Raw genomic sequence first — 20,530 nt, 5'->3', positions numbered from 1 at the left:
TCCAAACAGTGGAAACCACTGATTCGGAGTGATGTAAGCCGCAGATAAAACGGTCAAACAGAGCGAGCCGCGGCAAAAGGCGGGCGGATTGTGCGCGCAGCGACACCGGATGTGCGCGACGCGTGGCCGTGCCATCCGATTCCTCTGCCGAAACGTTATGAACACCGGGGCCGACCGTGTCAAAGGACACAGCCGGCTCCGGTGCATCTACGACAACTGCCGTATGGCATTGCCGACTTGGGTGCTATGTGAAACGTGCCCGGGGCGTTACCTCAGCCGGGCCATCAGTGCGTGCTCCACCAGCGTGATCAGGGCGGACTTGGCGTCCGCGCGGTGGCGGGCGTCGGTGGTGATGATCGGTGCGTCGGGGCCGATCTGCAGCGCCTCGCGCACCTCGTCCGGGTTGTACGGCTGCTGGCCGTCGAAGCCGTTGAGGGCGACGACGAAGGGCAGCCCGCTGTTCTCGAAGTAGTCGACCGCCGGGAAGCAGTCGGCCAGGCGCCGGGTGTCCACGAGCACCACCGCGCCGATGGCCCCCCGGACCAGGTCGTCCCACATGAACCAGAACCGGTCCTGACCGGGCGTGCCGAACAGGTACAGGATCAGGTCCTGGTCGAGCGTGATGCGGCCGAAGTCCATGGCCACCGTGGTGGTGGTCTTGTCCCCGGTGTGGGTCAGGTCGTCGATGCCCGCGCTCGCGGACGTCATCACGGCCTCGGTGCGCAGCGGGTTGATCTCCGAGACGGCGCCCACGAACGTGGTCTTGCCCACGCCGAAGCCACCCGCCACCACGATCTTGGCTGAGGTGGTCGCCCGGCTTCCGTCAGAGCTTGCGAAGTCCACTGAGCACCCTTTCGAGCAGCGTCACATCCGGAGCGCCGCCGTTGTTCTCGTCGCCGCCCGGCTGGTGGATGGCCACCAGACCGGCCTCGGCGAGGTCCGCGACGAGGATCCGGGCCACACCGAGCGGCATGGCGAGCAGCGCCGACACCTCGGCGACCGACTTCACCTCGCGGCACAGATGGCAGATCCGCTGGTGCTCCGGGAGCAGTCCCATCAGCGCTGCCGGGTCGGCCGTGGTGCTGATCAGTGCCTCTATGGCGAGCTGGTAGCGCGGCCGGGTCCGGCCGCCGGTCATCGCGTACGGACGTACCAGCGGCTGGTCGCCCTCGTCCCCGTACGGCTCGGCGTACGGATCATGAGAGGCGGTGGGCGGGGTCATGAATCCTCCGGACGGGACAGCAAGTCGGTCAGTCAAGCCGTCGGACGGGGCCGGTGGGGGGATTGTGGCGGCCGGACGGTGATTTGGTGAGGTGGGTGGTACCGGGGCCTGTCAGTGGAGCAAACTGCCTTGTAGTTCAGCGCGCAGGTCGGGGGTGAGCACCGCGCCCGCGCGGTCGACGAGCAGCGCCATCTCGTAGCCGACGAGGCCGATGTCGCACTCGGGGTGGGCGAGGACCGCCAGGGACGACCCGTCCGACACGGACATCAGGAAGAGAAATCCGCGCTCCATCTCCACGACCGTCTGCGCCACGTTGCCGCCCTCGAAGATCCGGGAGGCCCCGGCGGTCAGCGAGGTCAGACCGGAGGCGACGGCCGCGAGCTGGTCGGCGCGGTCGCGCGGAAAGCCTTCGGACATGGCCAGAAGGAGTCCGTCCGCGGACACCACGACGGTGTGGGACACCCCCGGGGTGTTGTCCACGAAGTTGGTGATCAACCAGTTGAGGTTCTGTGCCGCCTGGCTCATCGGGCTCAACTAACGCTCCTGCTGGTGAGTGGGGCTCGGGAAACTGCCCGTCTGACCGGTACCGGCCTGACGACCCTGTGCGATGCCCCGACGGAGATTGGTCAGCCGGCCGCGTACCTCGTCGGGCGCACGCGAGACCTGAGGACCGTTCTGGTGCTGTTGCTGCTGAGCCGTGCCCGGGACGAGGTTCGCCCGGGGCACCCGGCGCGGCAGGCCGGAGGTGGTGACGCCGCCCGCGGCCGGCTGCCGTACGCGCTCCGCCTGCCGGACGAGGTCGTCGTTCGGCGAGGTGCGCCAGGTGGAGGCGGTGGTCCGCTGGGGACCGGTGGGGGACTGTGGGGCAGCAGGAGCCTGCTGCTGCGGGGCCGGAGCCGGGGCGGCCGCCTGGTGGCGGTCACCGCGGAACCAGTTGGTCTCCAGGGTGTCGTACAGCGGCGTGCGTCCGTCGCCCGGACCCGTGGCCGGCGGAAGCGCCTCGGGCTCCTGACGGACCGGGCGCTGCGGGCGCTGCGGGGCCGCCGGGCGCCGAGCGCCGAAGTCGGCCGGGCCGCCGGGCTGGGGCCGCTCGAACTGTCCGGTGGACGACGGGTCCTGACGGGCCGGCAGGGCGTGCCGTCCGGTGGTGCTGCCGTCGTAGCCCGGCTGGGCGAACTGGCCCGTGGAGCCGTTGTCGTAGGCCTGCGGCGCCTGCGGGGCCGCGAACTGGCCGGTGGAGCCGTTGTCGTACGCCTGCGGGGCGGCGAACTGGCCCGTGTCGGCCGGGTTCTGCGAGCCCGGGCCGAAGACGTCCGGGCGGACGAACGAGCCCGGGTTCTGTCCGGCACCCGCGGAGGGCGCCGGGAACCGGCCGGTGTTCTGGCCGCCGTTCGCGCCTCCACGCGGTGCGTCGAAGTCGGAGCTCGGGATCGCCGGCATCTCCGCCGTGGCGCCGGGGCCCTGGCGGTCGTCGATCCGCGGCAGCCCGGAGGTCTGCGCCGCGTCCCGCTCGTCGTGGCCGCGCGGGACGTCCGGTGCGGACCGGCCCGCGGCGTTCTCGTCGCCCCAACCCGGGGTGCGGGCGTTGCCGCCCGGGAGCTCCGCGCGCGCACCGCCGCGCGGCGACAGCTGCCGTCCCTGCTCGGTGCCGTTCGCCCGCTGCGGGGGTACGGGGCCGCGAGTGCCGCCGCCGAAGGCGTCCTGACGCGGGCCGTCATCGAAGTTCTGGCCGCCGCCGGTGCGCTGACCGTCACCGAAGCCCTGCGGCGAACCCGGCGCCAGGCCGCCGAAGCCGGCACCGGGGCCCGTGGGGGCCTGACGGTTCTGCTGCGGCTGCGCCGGACCCTGGGGTCCGCGCGCTCCGCCCGGACGGCCGCCGTTGCCGGGCAGCGCGGCCCGGGGAGCCTGGCCGGCGCCCACCTGGCCGCGCGGGGCGGCTCCGGGGCCGAGCCGGCCGGCACCGCCCTGCGGCGCGCCGAGGGCACCGCCGCCAGGCTGGCCGCCCTGGCGTCGCGCCGCGGCCACACCGGCGGCGGCAGCGGCGGCCGCCGGACCGCCCGCGGAGGGCGCGCCGGGCTTGCCGGCCGCCGGCTTCCTGCCGCCCTGGGCCACGTCGACGGGCAGCATGACGAGGGCCGTCGTACCGCCGGAGTCGGACGGACGCAGCTGGATGCGGATGCCGTGCCGCTGGGACAGCCGGCCGACCACGAACAGACCCATGCGGCGGGAGACGGAGACGTCCACGGTGGGCGGCGAGGCGAGCCGCTCGTTGATCGCGGCGAGGTCCTCGGGGGAGAGGCCGATGCCGGTGTCGTGGATCTCGATCAGTACCCGGCCGTCCGGCAGCGCGTGACCGGTGACCTTGACCTTGGTCTGCGGCGAGGAGAACGAGGTGGCGTTCTCCAGCAGCTCGGCGAGCAGGTGCACGAGGTCGTTGACGACGCGGCCGGCGACCTCGGTGGTCGGCACGGCGGCGAGCTCGATGCGCTCGTACTGCTCCACCTCGGACGCGGCGGCGCGGAGCACGTCGACCAGCGGGACCGGACGGGTCCAGCGGCGGCCGGGCTCCTCACCCGCGAGGACGAGGAGGTTCTCACCGTTACGGCGCATACGCGTCGCCAGGTGGTCGAGCTTGAACAGTGAGGACAGCTGGTCCGGGTCGGCCTCGCGGGACTCCAGTTCGGAGATCAGCGACAGCTGGCGCTGGATCAGGCCCTGGGAGCGGCGCGAGAGGTTGGTGAACATCGCGTTGACGTTGCCCCGCAGCAGGGCCTGCTCGGCGGCGAGGCGGACCGCCTCGCGGTGCACGTCGTCGAAGGCCGCGGCCACCTGGCCGATCTCGTCCCGGGAGTGCACACCGACCGACTCCACGGACGTGTCGACGTCCTGCGGGTCGGACTCCGAGAGCTGCTTGACCAGCTCGGGCAGGCGGTCCTGGGCGACCTTGGTGGCGGTCTCCTGCAGCCGGCGCAGCGAGCGGATCATGGAGCGGGCCACGACGAAGGCGCCGACCAGCGACACACCGAGGACGAGGAGGATCAGCGCACCGGAGATGATGGCGTCGCGCTCGGTGGCGCTGCGCAGCTCACGGGCCTTCTGTTCCATCTCCTCGAGCAGCGTGTGCTCGATCTTCTTCATCTGCTCGATCTTGGTCGAGCTGTCGTCCACCCAGTCGCGGTAGGAGCGCTTGTTCGTCTGCTTCAGGCCGTCCGGGCTGTCCAGGACGCGCTTGGCGTAGGTGTCCGCGGACAGGATGGTCGGGTTGCCCTCTTCGATGGGCTTGATGAGCTCCTCGGCGCCGTCGCCGTAGATGTTGCGGAAGCCGCTGAGCTCGGAGGTCTGGCTCTCCAGCGCCGACTCGGCGTACAGGCGGTCGTTCTCGGCGAGGTTGCCCGTGGAGGTGTTGTTGGCGGGCAGCGCGGCCGCGATCACGGCACGCTGCACGGACGCGTACTCCTTGGCGGAGGAGAAGGCCGACAGCGCGCGGGTGCGCTGGATCATCTGCGGGTTGCTGGTCGCCTCGGCCATGTCCTGGGAGAGGGCGAGCAACTCGGTGATGAGGTGGTGATAGGCCTCGACCGTCTGGGTCGAGTTGTCCTGGGACTGGTACGCGTTCTTGCGGATCTTGCCCAGGCCGTTGAGCTCGCTGGCGAGGCCGACGAGGGTGTCGCGGACACCCTGGAGCTGGCCGTCCTTGCTGGCGCCGTCGATCTCCTCGGACGCGCTGAGGAAGTTCTCCTTGGCCCGGTCGGTCTTGTCCCGGAAGCCCTTGACGGTGATGGCGCTCGCGCTGGAGGGGTGCGCCAGCGGGCCGGCCGACTGGTCGCGCTCCTCCTGGAGCGCCGCCGCCAGCTCGGTGGCCTGCTTGGTCATGTCCGTCAGCAGCTTCATGTTGTCGAGCTGCTGGATGTCGTCCATGTTCTGGCTGATGCGCAGCGCACCCAGCGAGGTCGCGGCGACCACGGGGAGCGCGAGCAGCGAGACCAGACGCGTGGAGATGCGCCAGTTGCGCATCGACACGCGCGAGCCGGGGCCGACCGGGCCCGTGGCCTTGGCCGGCTTCACCGCCGGAGCGGGGCTCGCCGACGCCGACGTCCCGGCCGCGCCGGAGCGCTCGCCGCTGTCGCCGGACGGGGCCGGGCCCGGGCTCTGGGCGTGCTGGGGCGAGGAACCGCGGTCGGTTCCGCCGTGCGCCTCCGGCTCCGCCGAAGCGCTGCCATCCCTCTTGAAACGTCCCTGCACTAGCGTCGCAACCTCTGGACCAGGCGCCCTCCCGCGCGAGCGGAAGGACGGTGTCGGCGTCGTGGGAAGCGCCCTGAACACGCTTCCCGTGGTGGTCGTGAGTGACCGGCGCAGGTTCCCCCTTCTCGCCGCCACCCGGCGCTGCGTTGCGCCCCTTGCGCGCCGGCTCGATCCTGCGGCGGTCCGTGGCATTCCAGCACAGTGCCGGATCTCCAACAAGGCATGTGGACCAGGCTGTGACCTCTGTGACAGCCTGTGAGTACGGGGTTACGAGTTGTGCAAAGCGATCTCGCCCATAGCGGGCATATCGCTGCGATCCGGCGAGTCATGGGAGGTGTCCCAGTCGCCATGATCAGGAGCGGAATGATGGCTTCAGAGGGCCAATGTCCGTTTCGTCGAGGTGAGTCGCGCCCGGAAATTGTCCGGTTTGTTATTGAGGCCGTGAGCAAACTCACATGTGGATCACGGGCTCTTCACGGCTTCGGCCGGGAATTGCATGTTTAGCCTGACGCTTTACAGCGATGGCAATTCCGACAACCCGCGCCCGCCAGGGGCTTCCGCGGCCCTCCCGGCGCCCGTACACGACAAGGTCTCGTGCAACCGTGAAGACGACGATGATGTTCCGCAACATAGCCAACCCCCGGCGCACGACGCTCGCTCACCTCGAGGACGCCGACGCACTGCAGATGCCGGAGCAGCCGGAGCAGTCCGTCTCCCTCCCCGCCCAGACCGCCAACCCCAGGCGCACCGTCCTCATGGAGGCGCCGGTCGCGGCCTCCGTCGCGGAGTAGTACGCAGACCGGCCGCCGGACGCTCACGGCGCCCGCCGCGCGGACCCGCGAAGATCAGGGGCGCCCCGTGAGCCGGGGCGCCCCTTCTTGCTGCCCCGGGCCGTAATGCGCGAGGTGCGGGCCCCCTGCCGCGTTAGCCTGGAGCGTCAGACTCCAGCCAGTTCAGTCAAGGGGCCAAGCATCCCGTGCGCATCGCCAGGTTCTCCATCGACGGGAACGTCGCCTTCGGCGCGGTCGAGGGCGACAAGCCGGACGAGCTCGTCCTGAACATCATCAAGGGCATTCCGTTCGCGGACTTCGAGCTCTCCGGCACCAGGGTGCCGCTGAGCAAGGTACGGCTGCTGCCGCCGGTGCTCCCCAACAAGGTCGTGGCCTTCGGCCGCAACTACGCCGAGCACTCGCGCGAACTGGGCAACGAGGTGCCGGACGCCCCCTTCGCCTTCTTCAAGCCGTCCACCTCGGTGATCGGCCCCGGCGACGAGATCGCCTACCCCTCCTTCTCCCAGGAGCTGCACCACGAGGCCGAACTGGCCGTGGTGATCGGCCGGATGTGCCGCGAGGTCCCGCGCGACCGCGTCAAGGACGTGATCTTCGGCTACACCTGCGCCAACGACGTCACCGCCCGCGACGTCCAGCGGCGGGAGAAGCAGTGGGCCAGGGCCAAGGGCTTCGACACCGCCTGTCCGCTCGGCCCCTGGGTGGAGACGGACATCGACCTCACCGCGGCGGCCGATCTGACCCTTCAGCTCACCGTCAACGGCGAGCAGCGCCAGCTGGGCCGCACCAGCGAGATGATCCACCCCATCGAGGACCTGATCGTCAACATCTCCGAGGCCATGACGCTGCTCCCCGGCGACGTGATCCTCACGGGCACCCCGGCTGGGGTCGGCCCCCTCAACGTCGGCGACGAGGTCGCCGTCACCATCGAAGGCATCGGCACTCTCACCAACAAGGTTGTCAAGCGTGGCTAGCGCACCCGGCTCTCCAGTACGCGTCCGTTTCTGCCCGTCGCCCACCGGTAACCCCCACGTGGGCCTGGTCCGCACCGCCCTGTTCAACTGGGCGTTCGCCCGGCACCACCAGGGCACTCTCGTCTTCCGCATCGAGGACACCGACGCGGCCCGCGACTCCGAGGAGTCCTACAACCAGCTGCTCGACGCGATGCGCTGGCTGGGCTTCGACTGGGACGAGGGCCCCGAGGTCGGCGGCCCGCACGCGCCGTACCGGCAGTCGCAGCGCATGGACGTCTACGCCGATGTCGCACGCAAGCTGCTGGACGCCGGCCACGCCTACCACTGCTACTGCTCCCAGGAGGAGCTGGACAGCCGCCGCGAGGCCGCCCGCGCCGCCGGCCGTCCGTCCGGTTACGACGGCCACTGCCGCGACCTGAGCGCCGGGCAGGTCGAGGAGTACAAGGCCCAGGGCCGCACCCCGATCGTCCGCTTCCGCATGCCGGACGAGACGATCACCTTCGTCGACCTGGTACGCGGCGAGCTGACCTTCACCCCGGAGAACGTGCCGGACTACGGCATCGTCCGCGCCAACGGCGCTCCGCTGTACACGCTGGTGAACCCGGTCGACGACGCCCTGATGGAGATCACCCACGTACTGCGCGGCGAGGACCTGCTCTCCTCCACCCCGCGCCAGATCGCCCTGTACAAGGCGCTGATCGAACTGGGCATCGCGAAGCGGATCCCCGAGTTCGGTCACCTGCCGTACGTGATGGGCGAGGGCAACAAGAAGCTCTCCAAGCGCGACCCGCAGTCGTCGCTGAACCTCTACCGGGAGCGCGGCTTCCTGCCCGAGGGCCTGCTCAACTACCTCTCCCTGCTCGGCTGGTCGCTCTCCGCCGACCAGGACATCTTCTCCGTCGAGGAGATGGTGGCGGCCTTCGACATCACCGGCGTCAACCCCAACCCGGCCCGCTTCGACCTGAAGAAGTGCGAGGCGATCAACGCCGACCACATCCGGCTGCTCGATGTGAAGGACTTCACGGAGCGCTGCCGCCCCTGGCTCCAGCCCCCGTTCGCCCCCTGGGCCCCGGAGGACTTCGACGAGAGCAAGTGGCAGGCGATCGCCCCGCACGCCCAGACCCGGCTGAAGGTCCTCTCCGAGATCACCGACAACGTCGACTTCCTGTTCCTCGCGGAGCCGGTCTTCGACGAGGCCAGCTGGGCGAAGGCGATGAAGGAGGGCTCCGGTGCCCTGCTCCGCACGGCGAGGGAGAAGCTGGAGTCGGCGGACTGGACCTCCGCCGAGTCCCTGAAGGAGGCCGTCCTGGCCGCCGGCGAGGCCCACGGCCTCAAGCTGGGCAAGGCCCAGGCCCCGGTCCGCGTCGCCGTCACCGGCCGTACGGTCGGCCTGCCCCTCTTCGAGTCCCTGGAGATCCTGGGCAAGGACAGGACGCTGGCCCGTATCGACGCGGCGCTGGCGAAGCCGGCGCCGTAGGCGGCGTGGCGCACCCCTGCGGCAGGGGCGGCACCCGGGTTCCGGGGCCGCCCCTTCGCGCTGCTCAGGGGAACCACGGATGCTCCCGGCCGTCCGGCGGTACCGTCGGTGGCATGGCGATCAGAGCTGTCCTGTGGGACGTCGACGACACCCTCTTCGACTACACCACCGCCGACCGCGCCGGCATGCGCGCGCACCTGGTGGCCGAGGGGCTGCTCGACGGGTACGGCAGTGTGGAGGAGGCCCTCGCGCACTGGCGGCGGATCACCGACGAGCAGTGGGCGCGGTTCTCGGCCGGGGAGGCGTCCTTCGAGGGGCAGCGGCGGGACCGGGTGCGGGTCTTCCTGAGCCGGCCGGAGCTGACCGACGGCGAGGCCGACGACTGGTTCGAGCGCTACCTGGGGCACTACGAGGCCGCCTGGGCGCTCTTCCCGGACGTGCTGCCCGTCCTGGACGCCCTGGCGGCCAGCCACCGGCACGCGGTGCTGTCCAACTCCAGCATCCACGTCCAGGAGCGCAAGCTGTGCGCCCTCGGGGTGCGGCACCGCTTCGAGGCGGTGCTGTGCGCCGCCGAGCTGGGGGTGTCCAAGCCGGAGGCACGGGCGTTCCACGCCGCCTGCGACGCCCTGGAACTCGCCCCGCATCAGGTGGCGTACGTCGGCGACCATCCGGAGATCGACGGGCGGGGCGCCGCCGAGGCCGGGCTGCTGTCGGTGTGGATCGACCGCGAGGGCGTGCACACCGGTGGCCCCACGGGCGCCGGCCCGCACCGGATCGCCTCCCTGGCCGAACTGCCCGCGATCCTCGGCGCGGATAGTCGTTTTGGAGCCCCGTCCACCTTCGGGTAATGTTCTTCCTGCGCCGCGGGGAGCGGGCCGGAAGGCCGGAAACCCGACAGGCGCAGTACTAGAACAAGAACCCCCCAGGGGCTTGCGTTCCAGTGGCCTATGGTGTAATTGGCAGCACGACTGATTCTGGTTCAGTTAGTCTTGGTTCGAGTCCAGGTAGGCCAGCTCGCAGAGCTCATCTGCACCGCGGATCACATCCGCAAGCCCCCGTTGTGTAGCGGCCTAGCACGCTGCCCTCTCAAGGCAGTAGCGCCGGTTCGAATCCGGTCGGGGGTACGGATCTCAGGAGCGATCCAGGGATCAAGGCCCCCGTTGTGTAGCGGCCTAGCACGCCGCCCTCTCAAGGCGGTAGCGCCGGTTCGAATCCGGTCGGGGGTACTGACTGGTCTAAACCATCATTGGTCTATGGTGTAATTGGCAGCACGACTGATTCTGGTTCAGTTAGTCTTGGTTCGAGTCCAGGTAGACCAGCTCGGACCTGCGGCAACGCAGTGTCCACGCCCCCGTTGTGTAGCGGCCTAGCACGCCGCCCTCTCAAGGCGGTAGCGCCGGTTCGAATCCGGTCGGGGGTACGCAGTCGGAAGAGCCCTCCCCCGGGAGGGCTCTTCGGTGTACCGGGCCGGGTCCACCGGCGCCCGGCCCGGCTCACTCGAAGCCGTACCGCCGGGCCGACTCCTCCTCCTGGGCCAGCCGCCGCAGGGCCAGCAGCATCGGCTCGGCGAGGACCGTTCCCAGCACGGCGATCTCCACCCTCTCCGCCTCCGTGGGGTGCGTCTCCACGAAGTCCAGGTCCAGCACGGCGGCCTCGTGCATCAACCGCGCGTACGGCGCCATCCGTTCGGCGCCCCAGCCGTACCCGAGCCGGCGGAACGCCGCGACCGCCACCACCAGCGAGCGGCAGGCGGGGGAGATGGTCACCAGTGCCCGCGCGTTCGACCAGCCCAGGGTGTCCAGGAGTTGATCCACCTCGTGGCGGGCGGCCTGCACATGCGCGTCCTCCGCGTCCGGCTCCGGCACCTGCGGCAGCGCCCACAGGGCCGCGCCCATCCGGACCGTGCGGCCCAGGGAGTCGTCGTCGACGTGCCCGAGCACCTCCCGGACCGTGGCCACCGGCAGCCGTCCCACCTGGATCAGCGCGCGCACCAGGCGCAGCCGGCGCAGATGCTCCTCGTCGTACTCGGCGGTCGTCGCGTTGATCTGCCTGCCGGGCGCCAACAGCCCTTCCCGCAGGTAGTACTTGATCGTCGCGGTGGACACACCGCTGCGCTCGCTCAACTCCGCCAGCCGCATCTCTTGCGCCCCTTCTCGGATACCGGCACTATCCAAGCATGCGGCACTTGGATAGTGCCGCTCGCCCAGGAGGGGGACGTCATGCCCGGGAACCGGATCACCGCCGGTCGCACCACCGCGGACGCCGAGGGCGAGGTCGTGGTCCTGCTGATCGGCATGCGCGTCAACCGCTTCTGGGCGGTGCACCAGTGGCTGCCGGTGATGCTCGCGATGTTCCGCATGCTCGCCGAGCTGAGGAAGGCCCCGGAGCGCGGGCTGCTCGGCCGTGTCCTGCTGGCGGCGTCGCCGCGGACCTACTACGTCGTGCAGTACTGGGAGTCCAAGGAGAAGCTCTACGCCTACGCGGGCGCCCCCGACGCCTTCCACCACCGGGTCTGGGCCCTGGTCAACCGCAAGGAGCGGGACGGGAAGGTGCGCGGCCACGTGGGGATCTGGCACGAGGCGTACGTGGTCCCGGAGGGGTCGTACGAGTCCGTCTACGGCGACATGCCCGCCTTCGGACTCGCGGCCGCCCACGGTCAGGTACCGATCGGGCAGCGGGGGAGATCGGCGAGGGACCGCTTCGCGTACCGATCCCGGAAGGCGACCGGAGGGGCCGGGTGACCGGGGCCGGGGGACGGGGACGGTGGCACGGGGGCGGGGCGGGGTGTGGCGAGGGGGAACCCCGGCACGGCCGGTGGAGGTGCCCGGATGCGCGGGCGAGGTCGGCCCGCGCGGCGGAGGGGTGCGGGTGAGGCGCCGGACGCGGCGCGAGGGGCACCGGGGCGAGGCGGCCCGGGAGGGGGCCGGTGGTCCGGGAGGGGGCCGGTGGCCCGGGAGGGGGCCGGTGGCCCGGGCGTCGGGCAAGGGGACCCGGGGCAGGGGCGGCGGAGGCACCCGGACGCGGGGAGCCAGGGCAAGCGCACTCGGCGGGGCGGCGCGGGCGCGGGGCGAGGGAAGCGGGGCACGGCGAGAGGGCCCGGGGCGGGAGGGGGGAAGGGAGGCATGACGCGGGGCCCCGACACGGGGCGAGGGGCCGGGCGCGGGACGGGGGATGCCGGGCATGACGCGCGCCCCCGACGCGAGGTGAGCGGGGGCCCGGCACGGGGACGGGGAGCGGGGAGGGCGCGCCGCGGCGTTGAGGCGGCCCTCCCCGGATGACGTACCGGTGCGGGGCGGGTTCAGCCGGAGCGGCGCAGGGCCTCGGAGAGGCGGGCGGCGGCGTCGATGACGGCCTGGGCGTGCATCCGGCCGGGGTGACGCGTGAGGCGCTCGATGGGGCCGGAGACGGAGACGGCGGCCACCACGCGGTTGGAGGGGCCGCGCACGGGCGCGGAGACGGACGCGACGCCCGGCTCGCGCTCGCCGATCGACTGGGCCCAGCCGCGCCGCCGTACGCCCGACAGGGCCGTCGCCGTGAAGCGGGCGCCCTGGAGGCCGCGGTGCAGGCGCTCCGGCTCCTCCCAGGCCATCAGGACCTGTGCCGAGGAGCCCGCCTTCATCGTGAGCGTCGAGCCGACCGGGACCGTGTCCCGCAGGCCGGACAGGCGCTCCGCCGCGGCGACGCAGATGCGCATGTCGCCCTGTCGGCGGTAGAGCTGCGCGCTCTCGCCCGTGACGTCACGGAGGTGTGTGAGCACCGGGCCGGCGGTGGCGAGGAGCCGGTCCTCGCCCGCGGCCGCGGCCAGTTCCGCGAGGCGGGGGCCGAGAATGAAACGGCCCTGCATGTCGCGCGCCACCATGCGGTGGTGTTCAAGGGCCACGGCCAGTCGGTGGGCCGTGGGCCGTGCCAGTCCGGTCGCTGCGACCAGACCCGCGAGGGTGGCCGGACCGGACTCCAGGGCGCTCAGGACAAGGGCTGCCTTGTCCAGAACGCCGACGCCGCTACTGTTGTCCATGAAACGATACTCGCGTCTCACTCTGTGAAACGCAAGTTCAATTTTCCGTGGAACACGCCACCCTGGAAGTCACAGCGGCCCGTGGACCGGCGGGCCCGGGGTGGCTGCCCTGCGGGGGGCACGGGTGCCGCCTCCTCAAGATCTCTAGTTGGGTCGGCGCTTCGGCGCCGGCCGGAGGGAAAGCGATGGGTAGGACACTCGCGGAGAAGGTCTGGGACGACCACGTCGTCCGGCGCGCCGAGGGCGAGCCCGACCTCCTCTTCATCGATCTGCACCTGCTGCACGAGGTGACCAGCCCCCAGGCCTTCGACGGCCTGCGCAAGAGCGGGCGCGGTGTGCGCCGGCTCGACCTGACCATCGCCACCGAGGATCACAACACCCCGACCCTCGACATCGACAAGCCCATCGCGGACCCGGTCTCCCGCGCGCAGCTGGAGACGCTGCGCAAGAACTGCGCGGACTTCGGTGTCCGGCTTCACCCGCTGGGCGACGTCGAGCAGGGCGTCGTGCACGTGGTGGGACCGCAGCTGGGCCTGACCCAGCCGGGCACGACGGTGGTCTGCGGTGACTCGCACACCTCCACGCACGGCGCCTTCGGCGCGCTGGCGTTCGGCATCGGCACCTCCCAGGTCGAGCACGTGCTGGCCACCCAGACCCTGCCGATGGCCCGCCCGAAGACCATGGCGATCACCGTCGACGGTGAGCTGCCCGAGGGCGTCACCGCCAAGGACCTGATCCTGGCGATCATCGCGAGGATCGGCACCGGCGGCGGCCAGGGCTACGTCCTGGAATACCGCGGCCCGGCCATCGAGAAGCTCTCGATGGAGGCCCGCATGACCATCTGCAACATGTCGATCGAGGCCGGCGCCCGCGCGGGCATGATCGCCCCCGACGAGACCACCTTCGCCTACCTCGAGGGCCGCCCGCACGCCCCCGGGGGTGCCGACTGGGACGCCGCGGTGGAGTACTGGAAGACCCTCAGGACGGACGACGACGCCGAGTTCGACGCCGAGGTCGTCATCGACGCCGCCGAGCTGTCCCCGTTCGTCACCTGGGGCACCAACCCCGGCCAGGGCGCACCGCTTTCGTCCGCCGTCCCCGACCCGGCTTCGTACGAAGACGCCTCGGAGCGCCTGGCTGCCGAAAAGGCCCTGGAGTACATGGGGTTGGAGGCCGGACAGCCGCTGCGCTCCATCAAGGTGGACACCGTCTTCGTAGGCTCCTGCACCAACGGCCGCATCGAGGACCTGCGCGCCGCCGCGGACATCGTGCGGGGCCGCAAAGTCGCCGACGGCGTACGGATGCTGGTCGTCCCGGGCTCCGCGCGGGTGGGCCTGCAGGCCGTCTCCGAGGGCCTGGACGTGGTCTTCAAGGAGGCCGGCGCCGAATGGCGGCACGCGGGCTGCTCGATGTGCCTGGGCATGAACCCCGACCAGCTGGCCCCCGGCGAGCGCTCCGCCTCCACCTCCAACCGCAACTTCGAGGGCAGGCAGGGCAAGGGCGGCCGCACCCATCTGGTGTCGCCGCAGGTCGCCGCCGCCACCGCCGTGACCGGCCACCTGGCCTCCCCGGCCGACCTGTCCGACGCCCCCACGCCCGCTGGAGTCTGAGAGATCATGGAAGCCTTCACCACCCACACCGGCCGGGCCGTCCCGCTGCGCCGCGGCAACGTCGACACCGACCAGATCATCCCCGCCCACTGGCTCAAGAAGGTCACGCGCGACGGGTTCGAGGACGGGCTGTTCGAGGCCTGGCGCAAGGACCCCGAGTTCGTGCTCAACCGTCCGGAGCGGCGGGGCGCCACGGTCCTGGTGGCCGGCCCCGACTTCGGCACCGGCTCCTCCCGCGAGCACGCCGTCTGGGCACTGCAGAACTACGGCTTCAAGACCGTGATCTCCTCCCGCTTCGCGGACATCTTCCGGGGCAACTCGCTCAAGAACGGCCTGCTCACCGTGGTCCTGGACCAGAAGATCGTGGACTCGCTGTGGGAGCTCACCGAAAGGGACCCGCAGGCCGAGGTGACGGTCGACCTCCAGGCCCGTCAGGTGCGCGCCGAGGGGATCACCGCCCCCTTCGAGCTGGACGAGAACGCCCGCTGGCGGCTGCTCAACGGCCTCGACGACATCTCCATCACCCTGCAGAACGAGGACGACATCGCCGCCTACGAGGCGGGACGCCCCTCGTTCAAGCCGCGCACCCTCCCGGTCTGATCCGGCGCCCGGCCGATGACCGCCGGCTGAGCGGGCGGGTCGCCGGTCCGTCCCTGTGACAAGTCGAGTTTCGGCCACCGTGCAAACACGCTGTACCCCCGATCGCCCCGATCGGGGGTACAGCCGTTTTCGGGCCCGAGCCCTCCGGCGCGCCGCCGAGCCCGCACACAACTTCCCACGTTAAACCGGTTGTTGCCGGGGTACGCGAGGTGTGAGGCCCCGGCCGGCGGGTGTGCCCGGAAGGCTGTCCGAGGCGGCAGTTGCCCCCTGAGCAGGCGACAACTCGCCCCAGATGGCACAATCTGTGCATGGACAACGACGGCCAACTCGAGCTCTATACGGCGGTCGCGGCCCAACTCAAGGAAGCGCACACACGAGTGCGCGCACTGCAAGTCCCGGAGGGCGTACGGATGGCGCTGACCCGGAAGCTGCTGGTCATTACGGCCGCGGCCAAACACGATCTCGCCGGTGCGACAAGGCGTCTGGAGCGGTTCATGGCCGATCTCGACGAGGGCCGAATCCCCGGCGAGGAAGGCTGAACAGCCCGAGACCGCCGAGTCGGTTGCGGCACAAGGGTGATTAGCCCGTTTCGTGTTTGATTTGCGGTATATATCTGCCTAACGTGCGAAAAAGCTTGAACACTTTCGTTCTGGCAAGGTCTCCGAAGGGGAAGACGTGAACAAGGCGCAGCTCGTAGAAGCGATTGCCGACAAGATGGGCGGCCGCCAGCAGGCCGCCGATGCCGTCGACGCGGTACTGGACGCCATCGTCCGCGCGGTCGTCGGGGGAGACCGGGTCTCGGTCACCGGCTTCGGGTCCTTCGAGAAGGTGGACCGTCCCGCCCGCTACGCCCGCAACCCGCAGACGGGTGAGCGGGTGCGGGTCAAGAAGACCTCCGTTCCCCGCTTCCGTGCCGGTCAGGGCTTCAAGGACCTGGTGAGCGGCTCGAAGAAGCTCCCGCGCGGCGGTGAGGTCGCCGTCAAGAAGGCGCCCAAGGGCAGTCTGACCGGCGGCGCCGCGGCCACGGTCAAGAAGGCCGCCGGCAAGAAGGCCGCGGCGAAGAAGATCACCGCGGCCGCCAAGAAGGCCGCGGCGAAGAAGACCACCGCCGCGGCGAAGAAGACCACCGCCAAGAAGACCACCGCGGCCGCGAAGAAGACCACGGCGGCAGCCAAGAAGACGACGGCCACCAAGGCCGCCGCCAAGAAGACCACGGCCAAGAAGGCCCCGGCGAAGAAGGCGACGGCCAAGAAGGCCCCCGCCAAGAAGTCGACCGCCCGCAAGACCACCGCCAAGAAGACCACCGCCCGCGGCAAGTAGCCCACGCGGCCGCACAGGGTACTCACGCGCCGGGCCGGACTCCCCAGGGAGCCCGGCCCGCGGCGTGTTCAGCGGCTGTTCGGCCTGTTCAGAGGACCGTGCGGCCTGTTCAGAAGGTCTGCAGCGTCACCAGCGTGATCCGCAGGCCGCCCCCTTCGCCCCCGCCGCCGGTCCCGCCCCCGCTCTCGCGCTCGGTCTCGATCCGTACCCGCTGTCCGGGACGCAGCAGCCGCAGACCGCCCGCGTCGAACGCCGGCGCGTCGAAGGGCAACGGGGTGCCGTCGTCCAGGAGCACCTGCCCGCTGCGGCTTTCGGGGTCGTACGTGTATGCGGTCGCCTGCATGACGGCAGCCTACTGCCCGCGCGGCGACGGCCGCGCGTCACTGCCCCGGGATCAGCAGCCGCGCGGCCGCGGCGGCCGTCCGGGGCCCCACGCCCAGTGCCAGCGCGGCCCGCAGGTCGTCGCCGGTGTCCACGTCCTGGCGTACCGAATCCACCGCGTCGAGCCGCAGTTCCACCGCGCCCGAGACCCGGTGGCGGGCCCGGGAATCGATACCGAAAGCCGGGAGCAATTCATGACCCGGAGCCGCCGCCAGCAGGGTCGTGCCGACGGCTGCCGCATCCGCGAGAAAAGCGCGCGGGAATTCCGCCGCCGCCCGCAGAACCCGGGACAATTCCGTGGGCCGGAGGGCCGGGAGATCGGCGTTCAGGGCCGCCACGGGACTTTCGGGGCGCGACGCCCCGACGAGGGCCGCTCCGTGCGCCAGCGCGGCGTTCAGCCCCGCGCGCGGCTCGTCGGGGACGATCCGGGCACCCAGGGCCGTCAGCTCCCGCCCGGCCAGCACGTCGTCCGTGACGACCGCCACATCCGCGACCACCGGGCAGGCCAGCGCTGCCGCCACGGTGTCCTGGGCGAAGGCCAGGGCGAGGCCCGGCCGCACCCCGTCCCCCGCGGTGTCCGCGAGCCTGCTCTTGGCCCGGGTCAGGGGCTTCAGGGGGATGACCAAGGTCCACTGCACGCGCGTTCGTCCCTCCCTCTGTCGTCCTGGGCATTCTCCCCGGGGCATCTGGCGGTCGCCGAGCCGGGGCGTACGGTGTTCTCGACAGACCGGCGGCCTGGGGCGACACTTGTGCGGCCCCCGGCCCCGGGGGCAGCCCTAGAGGAAGGTGTCCGCGTGCCCCGCCGCAGAATCGGCTTCTGGTACCGCTTCGCAGCGGTGATCTGCAAACCGCCGCTGGTGGTTCTGATCAAGCGGGACTGGCGCGGAATGGAGAACATTCCGGCCGACGGTGGATTTATCACCGCGGTGAACCACAATTCCCACGTCGATCCCTTCGCATACGCGCACTACCAGTACAACACCGGGCGCGTGCCGCGATTCCTGGCGAAGAGCGGCCTTTTCAAGAAGGGGTTCGTGGGCGCCGCCATGCGCGGCACCGGGCAGATCCCCGTCTACCGCGAGAGCACGGACGCGCTGAGTGCCTTCCGCGCCGCCATCGACGCCGTGGAACGCGGCGAGTGCGTCGCCTTCTACCCCGAGGGCACCCTCACCCGTGACCCGGACGGCTGGCCGATGACCGGCAAGACGGGGGCCGCGCGGGTCGCCCTGCAGACCAGGTGCCCGGTCATTCCGGTCGCCCAGTGGGGTGCCAACGAACTACTGCCGCCCTACGCCAAGAAGCCCAGCCTCCTGCCCCGCAAGACCCACCACGTGCTGGCCGGCCCGCCCGTGGACCTGTCGCGCTTCTACGACCAGGAGATGACCCCGGAACTGCTGAAGGAGGCGACCGAGGCCATCATGGCGGCCATCACCCGCCAGCTGGAGCAGATCCGCGGCGAGAAGGCGCCCGCCGTGCCCTACGACCCGCGCCGGGAGCGGATCGAGCAGCGCCGCAGGACCGAGGCGCAGGCCCAGGCCCAGGCGCAGGCGAAGGCCCGGGTCCAGGCACAGACCCGGGGTATGGCCACGCCGGCGGTACAGGAAGAGGGGCAGGGCACGTGAGCAAGCCGGTCAAGGCGGCCGTCTTCGGCACCGGATCGTGGGGCACCGCCTTCGGCATGGTCCTGGCCGACGCCGGCTGCGAGGTCACCCTGTGGGCCCGCCGCGCCGGGCTCGCCGACGCGGTCAACTCCACCCGCACCAACCCGGACTACCTGCCGGGCGTCGAACTCCCGGAGAACCTGCGGGCCACCGCGGACGCCGCCGATGCCGCCCGCGACGCCGACTTCACCGTCCTCGCCATCCCCTCGCAGACCCTGCGCGGCAATCTCGCCGAGTGGCGGCCGCTGCTCGCCCCCGACACGGTCCTCGTCTCCCTGATGAAGGGCGTCGAACTGGGCTCCGCCATGCGGATGAGCGAGGTCGTCGAGGACGTCGCCAAGGTCGGCGCCGACCGTATCGCCGTGGTCACCGGGCCCAACCTGGCCCGTGAGATCGCCGCCCGGATGCCGGCCGCCGCCGTGGTGGCGTGCACCGACGCGACGGTCGCCCGGCGGCTCCAGGCCGTCTGCCACACCCCGTACTTCCGCCCGTACACCAACACCGACGTCGTCGGCTGCGAACTGGGCGGCGCCGTCAAGAACGTGATCGGGCTGGCCGTGGGCATCGCGGACGGCATGGGGCTCGGCGACAACGCCAAGGGCTCGCTCATCACGCGCGGACTCGCCGAGACCACCCGGCTGGGCATGGCCCTGGGCGCCGACCCGCTGACCTTCTCCGGACTCGCCGGCCTGGGCGACCTGGTGGCCACCTGCTCCTCGCCGCTGTCACGCAACCACACCTTCGGGACCAACCTCGGCAAGGGCATGACCCTCGAGGAGACCATCGCGGTCACCAGTCAGACCGCCGAGGGCGTCAAGTCCTGTGAGTCGGTGCTGGATCTCGCCCGCCGGCACGGCGTCGACATGCCCATCACGGAGACCGTTGTCGGGATCGTGCACGAGGGCAAGCCGCCCGTGGTCGCCCTCAAGGAGCTGATGTCGCGCAGCGCGAAGCCCGAGCGACGCTGAGCGACCCCGCGTTTCCGACGGTGTGTCCCCGCACTACCAACGGGTACTCTCATCGCGATATGAGCACCGAGAACCTCCCCCAGAGCCCCGAGCAGCCGTCCCGCAAGCCCCGCGTGGCCGTCGTGTGCGGCGGGCGCAGCTCCGAACACGGGATCTCCGTGGTCACCGCAGGCGCGGTGCTGCGCGCCATCGACCGGTCCAGGTACGAGGTCCTGCCGATCGGCATCACCCGGGACGGCCGTTGGGCCCTGACCGCGGACGACCCGGAGCGCATGGCGATCACCGACCGCCGTACGCCCAGCGTCGAGGAGCTCGCCGAGTCCGGCGAGGGCGGCGTGGTGCTCCCCGTCGACCCGGCCAACCGCGAAGTCGTCTACACCGAGCCCGGTTCGGTGCCCAAGGCGCTCGGCGAGGTCGATGTGGTCTTCCCCGTGCTGCACGGCCCCTACGGCGAGGACGGCACCCTCCAGGGCCTCCTGGAGCTGTCCGGCGTGCCCTACGTCGGCTCGGGCGTGCTCGCCTCGGCGGTGGGCCAGGACAAGGAGTACATGAAGCGGGTGTTCACCTCCTTCGGGCTCAAGGTCGGCCCGTACGTGGTGATCCGGCCGCGCGAGTGGGCCCAGGACCGGCCGGCCGCCCGCAAGAAGATCGTCGACTTCGCCGGCGAGCACGGCTGGCCGCTGTTCGTGAAACCCGCGCGCGCGGGTTCGTCGATCGGCATCACCAAGGTCGAGGATCTCTCCGGCCTGGACGAGGCGATCGAGGAGGCGCAGCGGCACGACCCGAAGATCCTCGTGGAGGCGGCGCTGCGCGGCCGTGAGATCGAGTGCGGGGTGCTGGAGTTCGAGGACGGCCCGCGGGCCTCCGTACCGGCCGAGATCCCGCCGCCCGAGGCGCACGCGTACTACGACTTCGAGGCCAAGTACATCGACTCCACGCCCGGAATCGTGCCCGCCCCGCTGACCGAGGAGGAGACGGCCGAGGTGCGGCGGCTCGCGGTGGAGGCGTTCGAGGCGGCCTCCTGCGAGGGCCTGGTCCGCGCGGACTTCTTCCTCACCGAGGACGGCGAGTTCGTGATCAACGAGATCAACACCATGCCCGGCTTCACGCCCATCTCGATGTACCCGCAGATGTGGCAGGCGAGCGGGATCGGCTACGCGGAACTGGTGGACCGGCTCATCCAGGCGGCGCTGAGGCGTTCCACGGGCCTGCGCTGACCCACCTGGCGGCCGCGGGGCCGCATCGGCCTGCGGACCTGCGGCTTCGCCGCGT

General features: G+C 71.2%; 20 protein-coding genes and 5 tRNA genes. 17 read left to right on the top strand and 8 right to left on the bottom strand.

All coding sequences use genetic code 11. The annotated features are described in order from the left end of the window. Positions 1–267: 267 nt before the first annotated feature. The 4 genes from ACH4UM_RS24895 to ACH4UM_RS24880 all read right to left on the bottom strand — a co-directional run bounded on the left by ACH4UM_RS24895 (position 268) and on the right by ACH4UM_RS24880 (position 5,464). A complete protein-coding gene (locus ACH4UM_RS24895) occupies positions 268–843 on the bottom strand; it encodes a GTP-binding protein (protein ID WP_398183263.1) in 576 nt (191 codons plus the stop codon). Continuing rightward, positions 824–1,222, bottom strand: coding sequence for a DUF742 domain-containing protein (locus ACH4UM_RS24890; protein WP_019058642.1), 399 nt, complete (start codon positions 1,220–1,222; stop codon positions 824–826). Before ACH4UM_RS24890 ends, ACH4UM_RS24895 begins: the two co-directional genes overlap by 20 nt. A gap of 111 nt (positions 1,223–1,333) precedes the next feature. Next, positions 1,334–1,747 (bottom strand): roadblock/LC7 domain-containing protein, encoded by a 414-nt coding sequence (locus ACH4UM_RS24885; RefSeq protein WP_003973453.1) that lies wholly within the window; start codon positions 1,745–1,747, stop codon positions 1,334–1,336. Between the two features lie 9 nt (positions 1,748–1,756). After that, positions 1,757–5,464 carry a nitrate- and nitrite sensing domain-containing protein gene (locus tag ACH4UM_RS24880; protein ID WP_398183260.1) on the bottom strand — a complete coding sequence of 1,236 codons (3,708 nt, stop codon included), beginning with the start codon at positions 5,462–5,464 and terminating at the stop codon, positions 1,757–1,759. Between the two features lie 602 nt (positions 5,465–6,066). Between ACH4UM_RS24880 and ACH4UM_RS24875 the strand changes: the two genes are divergently transcribed. The 9 genes from ACH4UM_RS24875 to ACH4UM_RS24835 all read left to right on the top strand — a co-directional run bounded on the left by ACH4UM_RS24875 (position 6,067) and on the right by ACH4UM_RS24835 (position 10,123). Further along, positions 6,067–6,255 (top strand): hypothetical protein, encoded by a 189-nt coding sequence (locus ACH4UM_RS24875; RefSeq protein ID WP_398183257.1) that lies wholly within the window; start codon positions 6,067–6,069, stop codon positions 6,253–6,255. A gap of 185 nt (positions 6,256–6,440) precedes the next feature. Further along, a complete protein-coding gene (locus ACH4UM_RS24870; protein ID WP_398183254.1) occupies positions 6,441–7,226 on the top strand; it encodes a fumarylacetoacetate hydrolase family protein in 786 nt (261 codons plus the stop codon). Further along, complete coding sequence (gene gltX, locus ACH4UM_RS24865; protein ID WP_398183251.1) at positions 7,219–8,703, top strand: glutamate--tRNA ligase; 1,485 nt, start codon at positions 7,219–7,221, stop codon at positions 8,701–8,703. Before ACH4UM_RS24870 ends, gltX begins: the two co-directional genes overlap by 8 nt. Positions 8,704–8,816: 113 nt before the next feature. Continuing rightward, positions 8,817–9,551, top strand: coding sequence for an HAD family hydrolase (locus ACH4UM_RS24860; protein ID WP_398183248.1), 735 nt, complete (start codon positions 8,817–8,819; stop codon positions 9,549–9,551). Between the two features lie 93 nt (positions 9,552–9,644). Then, positions 9,645–9,716: transfer RNA gene (locus ACH4UM_RS24855), tRNA-Gln, on the top strand. Between the two features lie 38 nt (positions 9,717–9,754). Continuing rightward, positions 9,755–9,827: transfer RNA gene (locus tag ACH4UM_RS24850), tRNA-Glu, on the top strand. 29 nt (positions 9,828–9,856) lie between these two features. Further along, a tRNA-Glu gene (locus ACH4UM_RS24845) sits at positions 9,857–9,929 on the top strand. Between the two features lie 21 nt (positions 9,930–9,950). Continuing rightward, a tRNA-Gln gene (locus ACH4UM_RS24840) sits at positions 9,951–10,022 on the top strand. 28 nt (positions 10,023–10,050) lie between these two features. Continuing rightward, positions 10,051–10,123: transfer RNA gene (locus ACH4UM_RS24835), tRNA-Glu, on the top strand. A gap of 73 nt (positions 10,124–10,196) precedes the next feature. Here the strand turns inward: ACH4UM_RS24835 and ACH4UM_RS24830 are convergent. Further along, positions 10,197–10,841, bottom strand: a complete 645-nt coding sequence (locus ACH4UM_RS24830) for a MerR family transcriptional regulator (RefSeq protein ID WP_398183245.1) — start codon at positions 10,839–10,841, stop codon at positions 10,197–10,199. Positions 10,842–10,922: 81 nt separating this feature from the next. Here ACH4UM_RS24830 and ACH4UM_RS24825 point away from each other — a divergent pair, with 81 nt between their 5' ends. Next, the gene (locus tag ACH4UM_RS24825) at positions 10,923–11,444 is read left to right on the top strand and encodes a DUF4188 domain-containing protein (protein WP_398183243.1); all 522 of its coding nucleotides are present in this window, start codon (positions 10,923–10,925) and stop codon (positions 11,442–11,444) included. 557 nt (positions 11,445–12,001) lie between these two features. Here ACH4UM_RS24825 and ndgR read toward each other — a convergent pair. Continuing rightward, complete coding sequence (gene ndgR, locus ACH4UM_RS24820; RefSeq protein ID WP_028425251.1) at positions 12,002–12,718, bottom strand: IclR family transcriptional regulator NdgR; 717 nt, start codon at positions 12,716–12,718, stop codon at positions 12,002–12,004. Between the two features lie 185 nt (positions 12,719–12,903). Between ndgR and leuC the strand changes: the two genes are divergently transcribed. The 4 genes from leuC (at position 12,904) to ACH4UM_RS24800 (ending at position 16,248) form a co-directional block, all read left to right on the top strand. Next, complete coding sequence (gene leuC, locus ACH4UM_RS24815) at positions 12,904–14,328, top strand: 3-isopropylmalate dehydratase large subunit (RefSeq protein ID WP_398183240.1); 1,425 nt, start codon at positions 12,904–12,906, stop codon at positions 14,326–14,328. 6 nt (positions 14,329–14,334) lie between these two features. Beyond that, positions 14,335–14,928, top strand: a complete 594-nt coding sequence (gene leuD, locus ACH4UM_RS24810; RefSeq protein WP_398183237.1) for a 3-isopropylmalate dehydratase small subunit — start codon at positions 14,335–14,337, stop codon at positions 14,926–14,928. A 308-nt stretch (positions 14,929–15,236) separates the two neighbouring features. Continuing rightward, the gene (locus ACH4UM_RS24805) at positions 15,237–15,467 is read left to right on the top strand and encodes a hypothetical protein (protein ID WP_398183234.1); all 231 of its coding nucleotides are present in this window, start codon (positions 15,237–15,239) and stop codon (positions 15,465–15,467) included. A gap of 136 nt (positions 15,468–15,603) precedes the next feature. After that, positions 15,604–16,248 carry an HU family DNA-binding protein gene (locus ACH4UM_RS24800; RefSeq protein ID WP_398183231.1) on the top strand — a complete coding sequence of 215 codons (645 nt, stop codon included), beginning with the start codon at positions 15,604–15,606 and terminating at the stop codon, positions 16,246–16,248. A gap of 109 nt (positions 16,249–16,357) precedes the next feature. Here the strand turns inward: ACH4UM_RS24800 and ACH4UM_RS24795 are convergent, their stop codons facing one another. Next, entirely contained in the window at positions 16,358–16,591 is a 234-nt protein-coding gene (locus tag ACH4UM_RS24795) for a hypothetical protein (RefSeq protein WP_398183228.1), read from the bottom strand. A gap of 37 nt (positions 16,592–16,628) precedes the next feature. After that, the gene (gene cofC, locus ACH4UM_RS24790) at positions 16,629–17,267 is read right to left on the bottom strand and encodes a 2-phospho-L-lactate guanylyltransferase (protein WP_398183226.1); all 639 of its coding nucleotides are present in this window, start codon (positions 17,265–17,267) and stop codon (positions 16,629–16,631) included. Positions 17,268–17,423: 156 nt separating this feature from the next. Here cofC and ACH4UM_RS24785 point away from each other — a divergent pair, with 156 nt between their 5' ends. Genes ACH4UM_RS24785 through ACH4UM_RS24775 form a run of 3 tightly spaced genes read left to right on the top strand, consistent with a single transcriptional unit; the run spans position 17,424 to position 20,475 of the window. Then, positions 17,424–18,251 (top strand): lysophospholipid acyltransferase family protein, encoded by an 828-nt coding sequence (locus ACH4UM_RS24785; protein WP_398183224.1) that lies wholly within the window; start codon positions 17,424–17,426, stop codon positions 18,249–18,251. Further along, positions 18,248–19,258, top strand: a complete 1,011-nt coding sequence (locus tag ACH4UM_RS24780; protein WP_398183221.1) for an NAD(P)H-dependent glycerol-3-phosphate dehydrogenase — start codon at positions 18,248–18,250, stop codon at positions 19,256–19,258. Before ACH4UM_RS24785 ends, ACH4UM_RS24780 begins: the two co-directional genes overlap by 4 nt. Before the next feature lie 59 nt (positions 19,259–19,317). Then, positions 19,318–20,475 carry a D-alanine--D-alanine ligase family protein gene (locus tag ACH4UM_RS24775; RefSeq protein WP_398183218.1) on the top strand — a complete coding sequence of 386 codons (1,158 nt, stop codon included), beginning with the start codon at positions 19,318–19,320 and terminating at the stop codon, positions 20,473–20,475. Positions 20,476–20,530: the final 55 nt, after the last annotated feature.

The sequence above is a fragment of the Streptomyces sp. NPDC020801 genome, from assembly GCF_044334385.1.
Classification (GTDB): Bacteria; Actinomycetota; Actinomycetes; order Streptomycetales; family Streptomycetaceae; genus Streptomyces.
The sequence above is the reverse complement of the archived record's forward strand: the minus strand, read 5'-3'. Positions and strand labels throughout refer to the sequence as shown.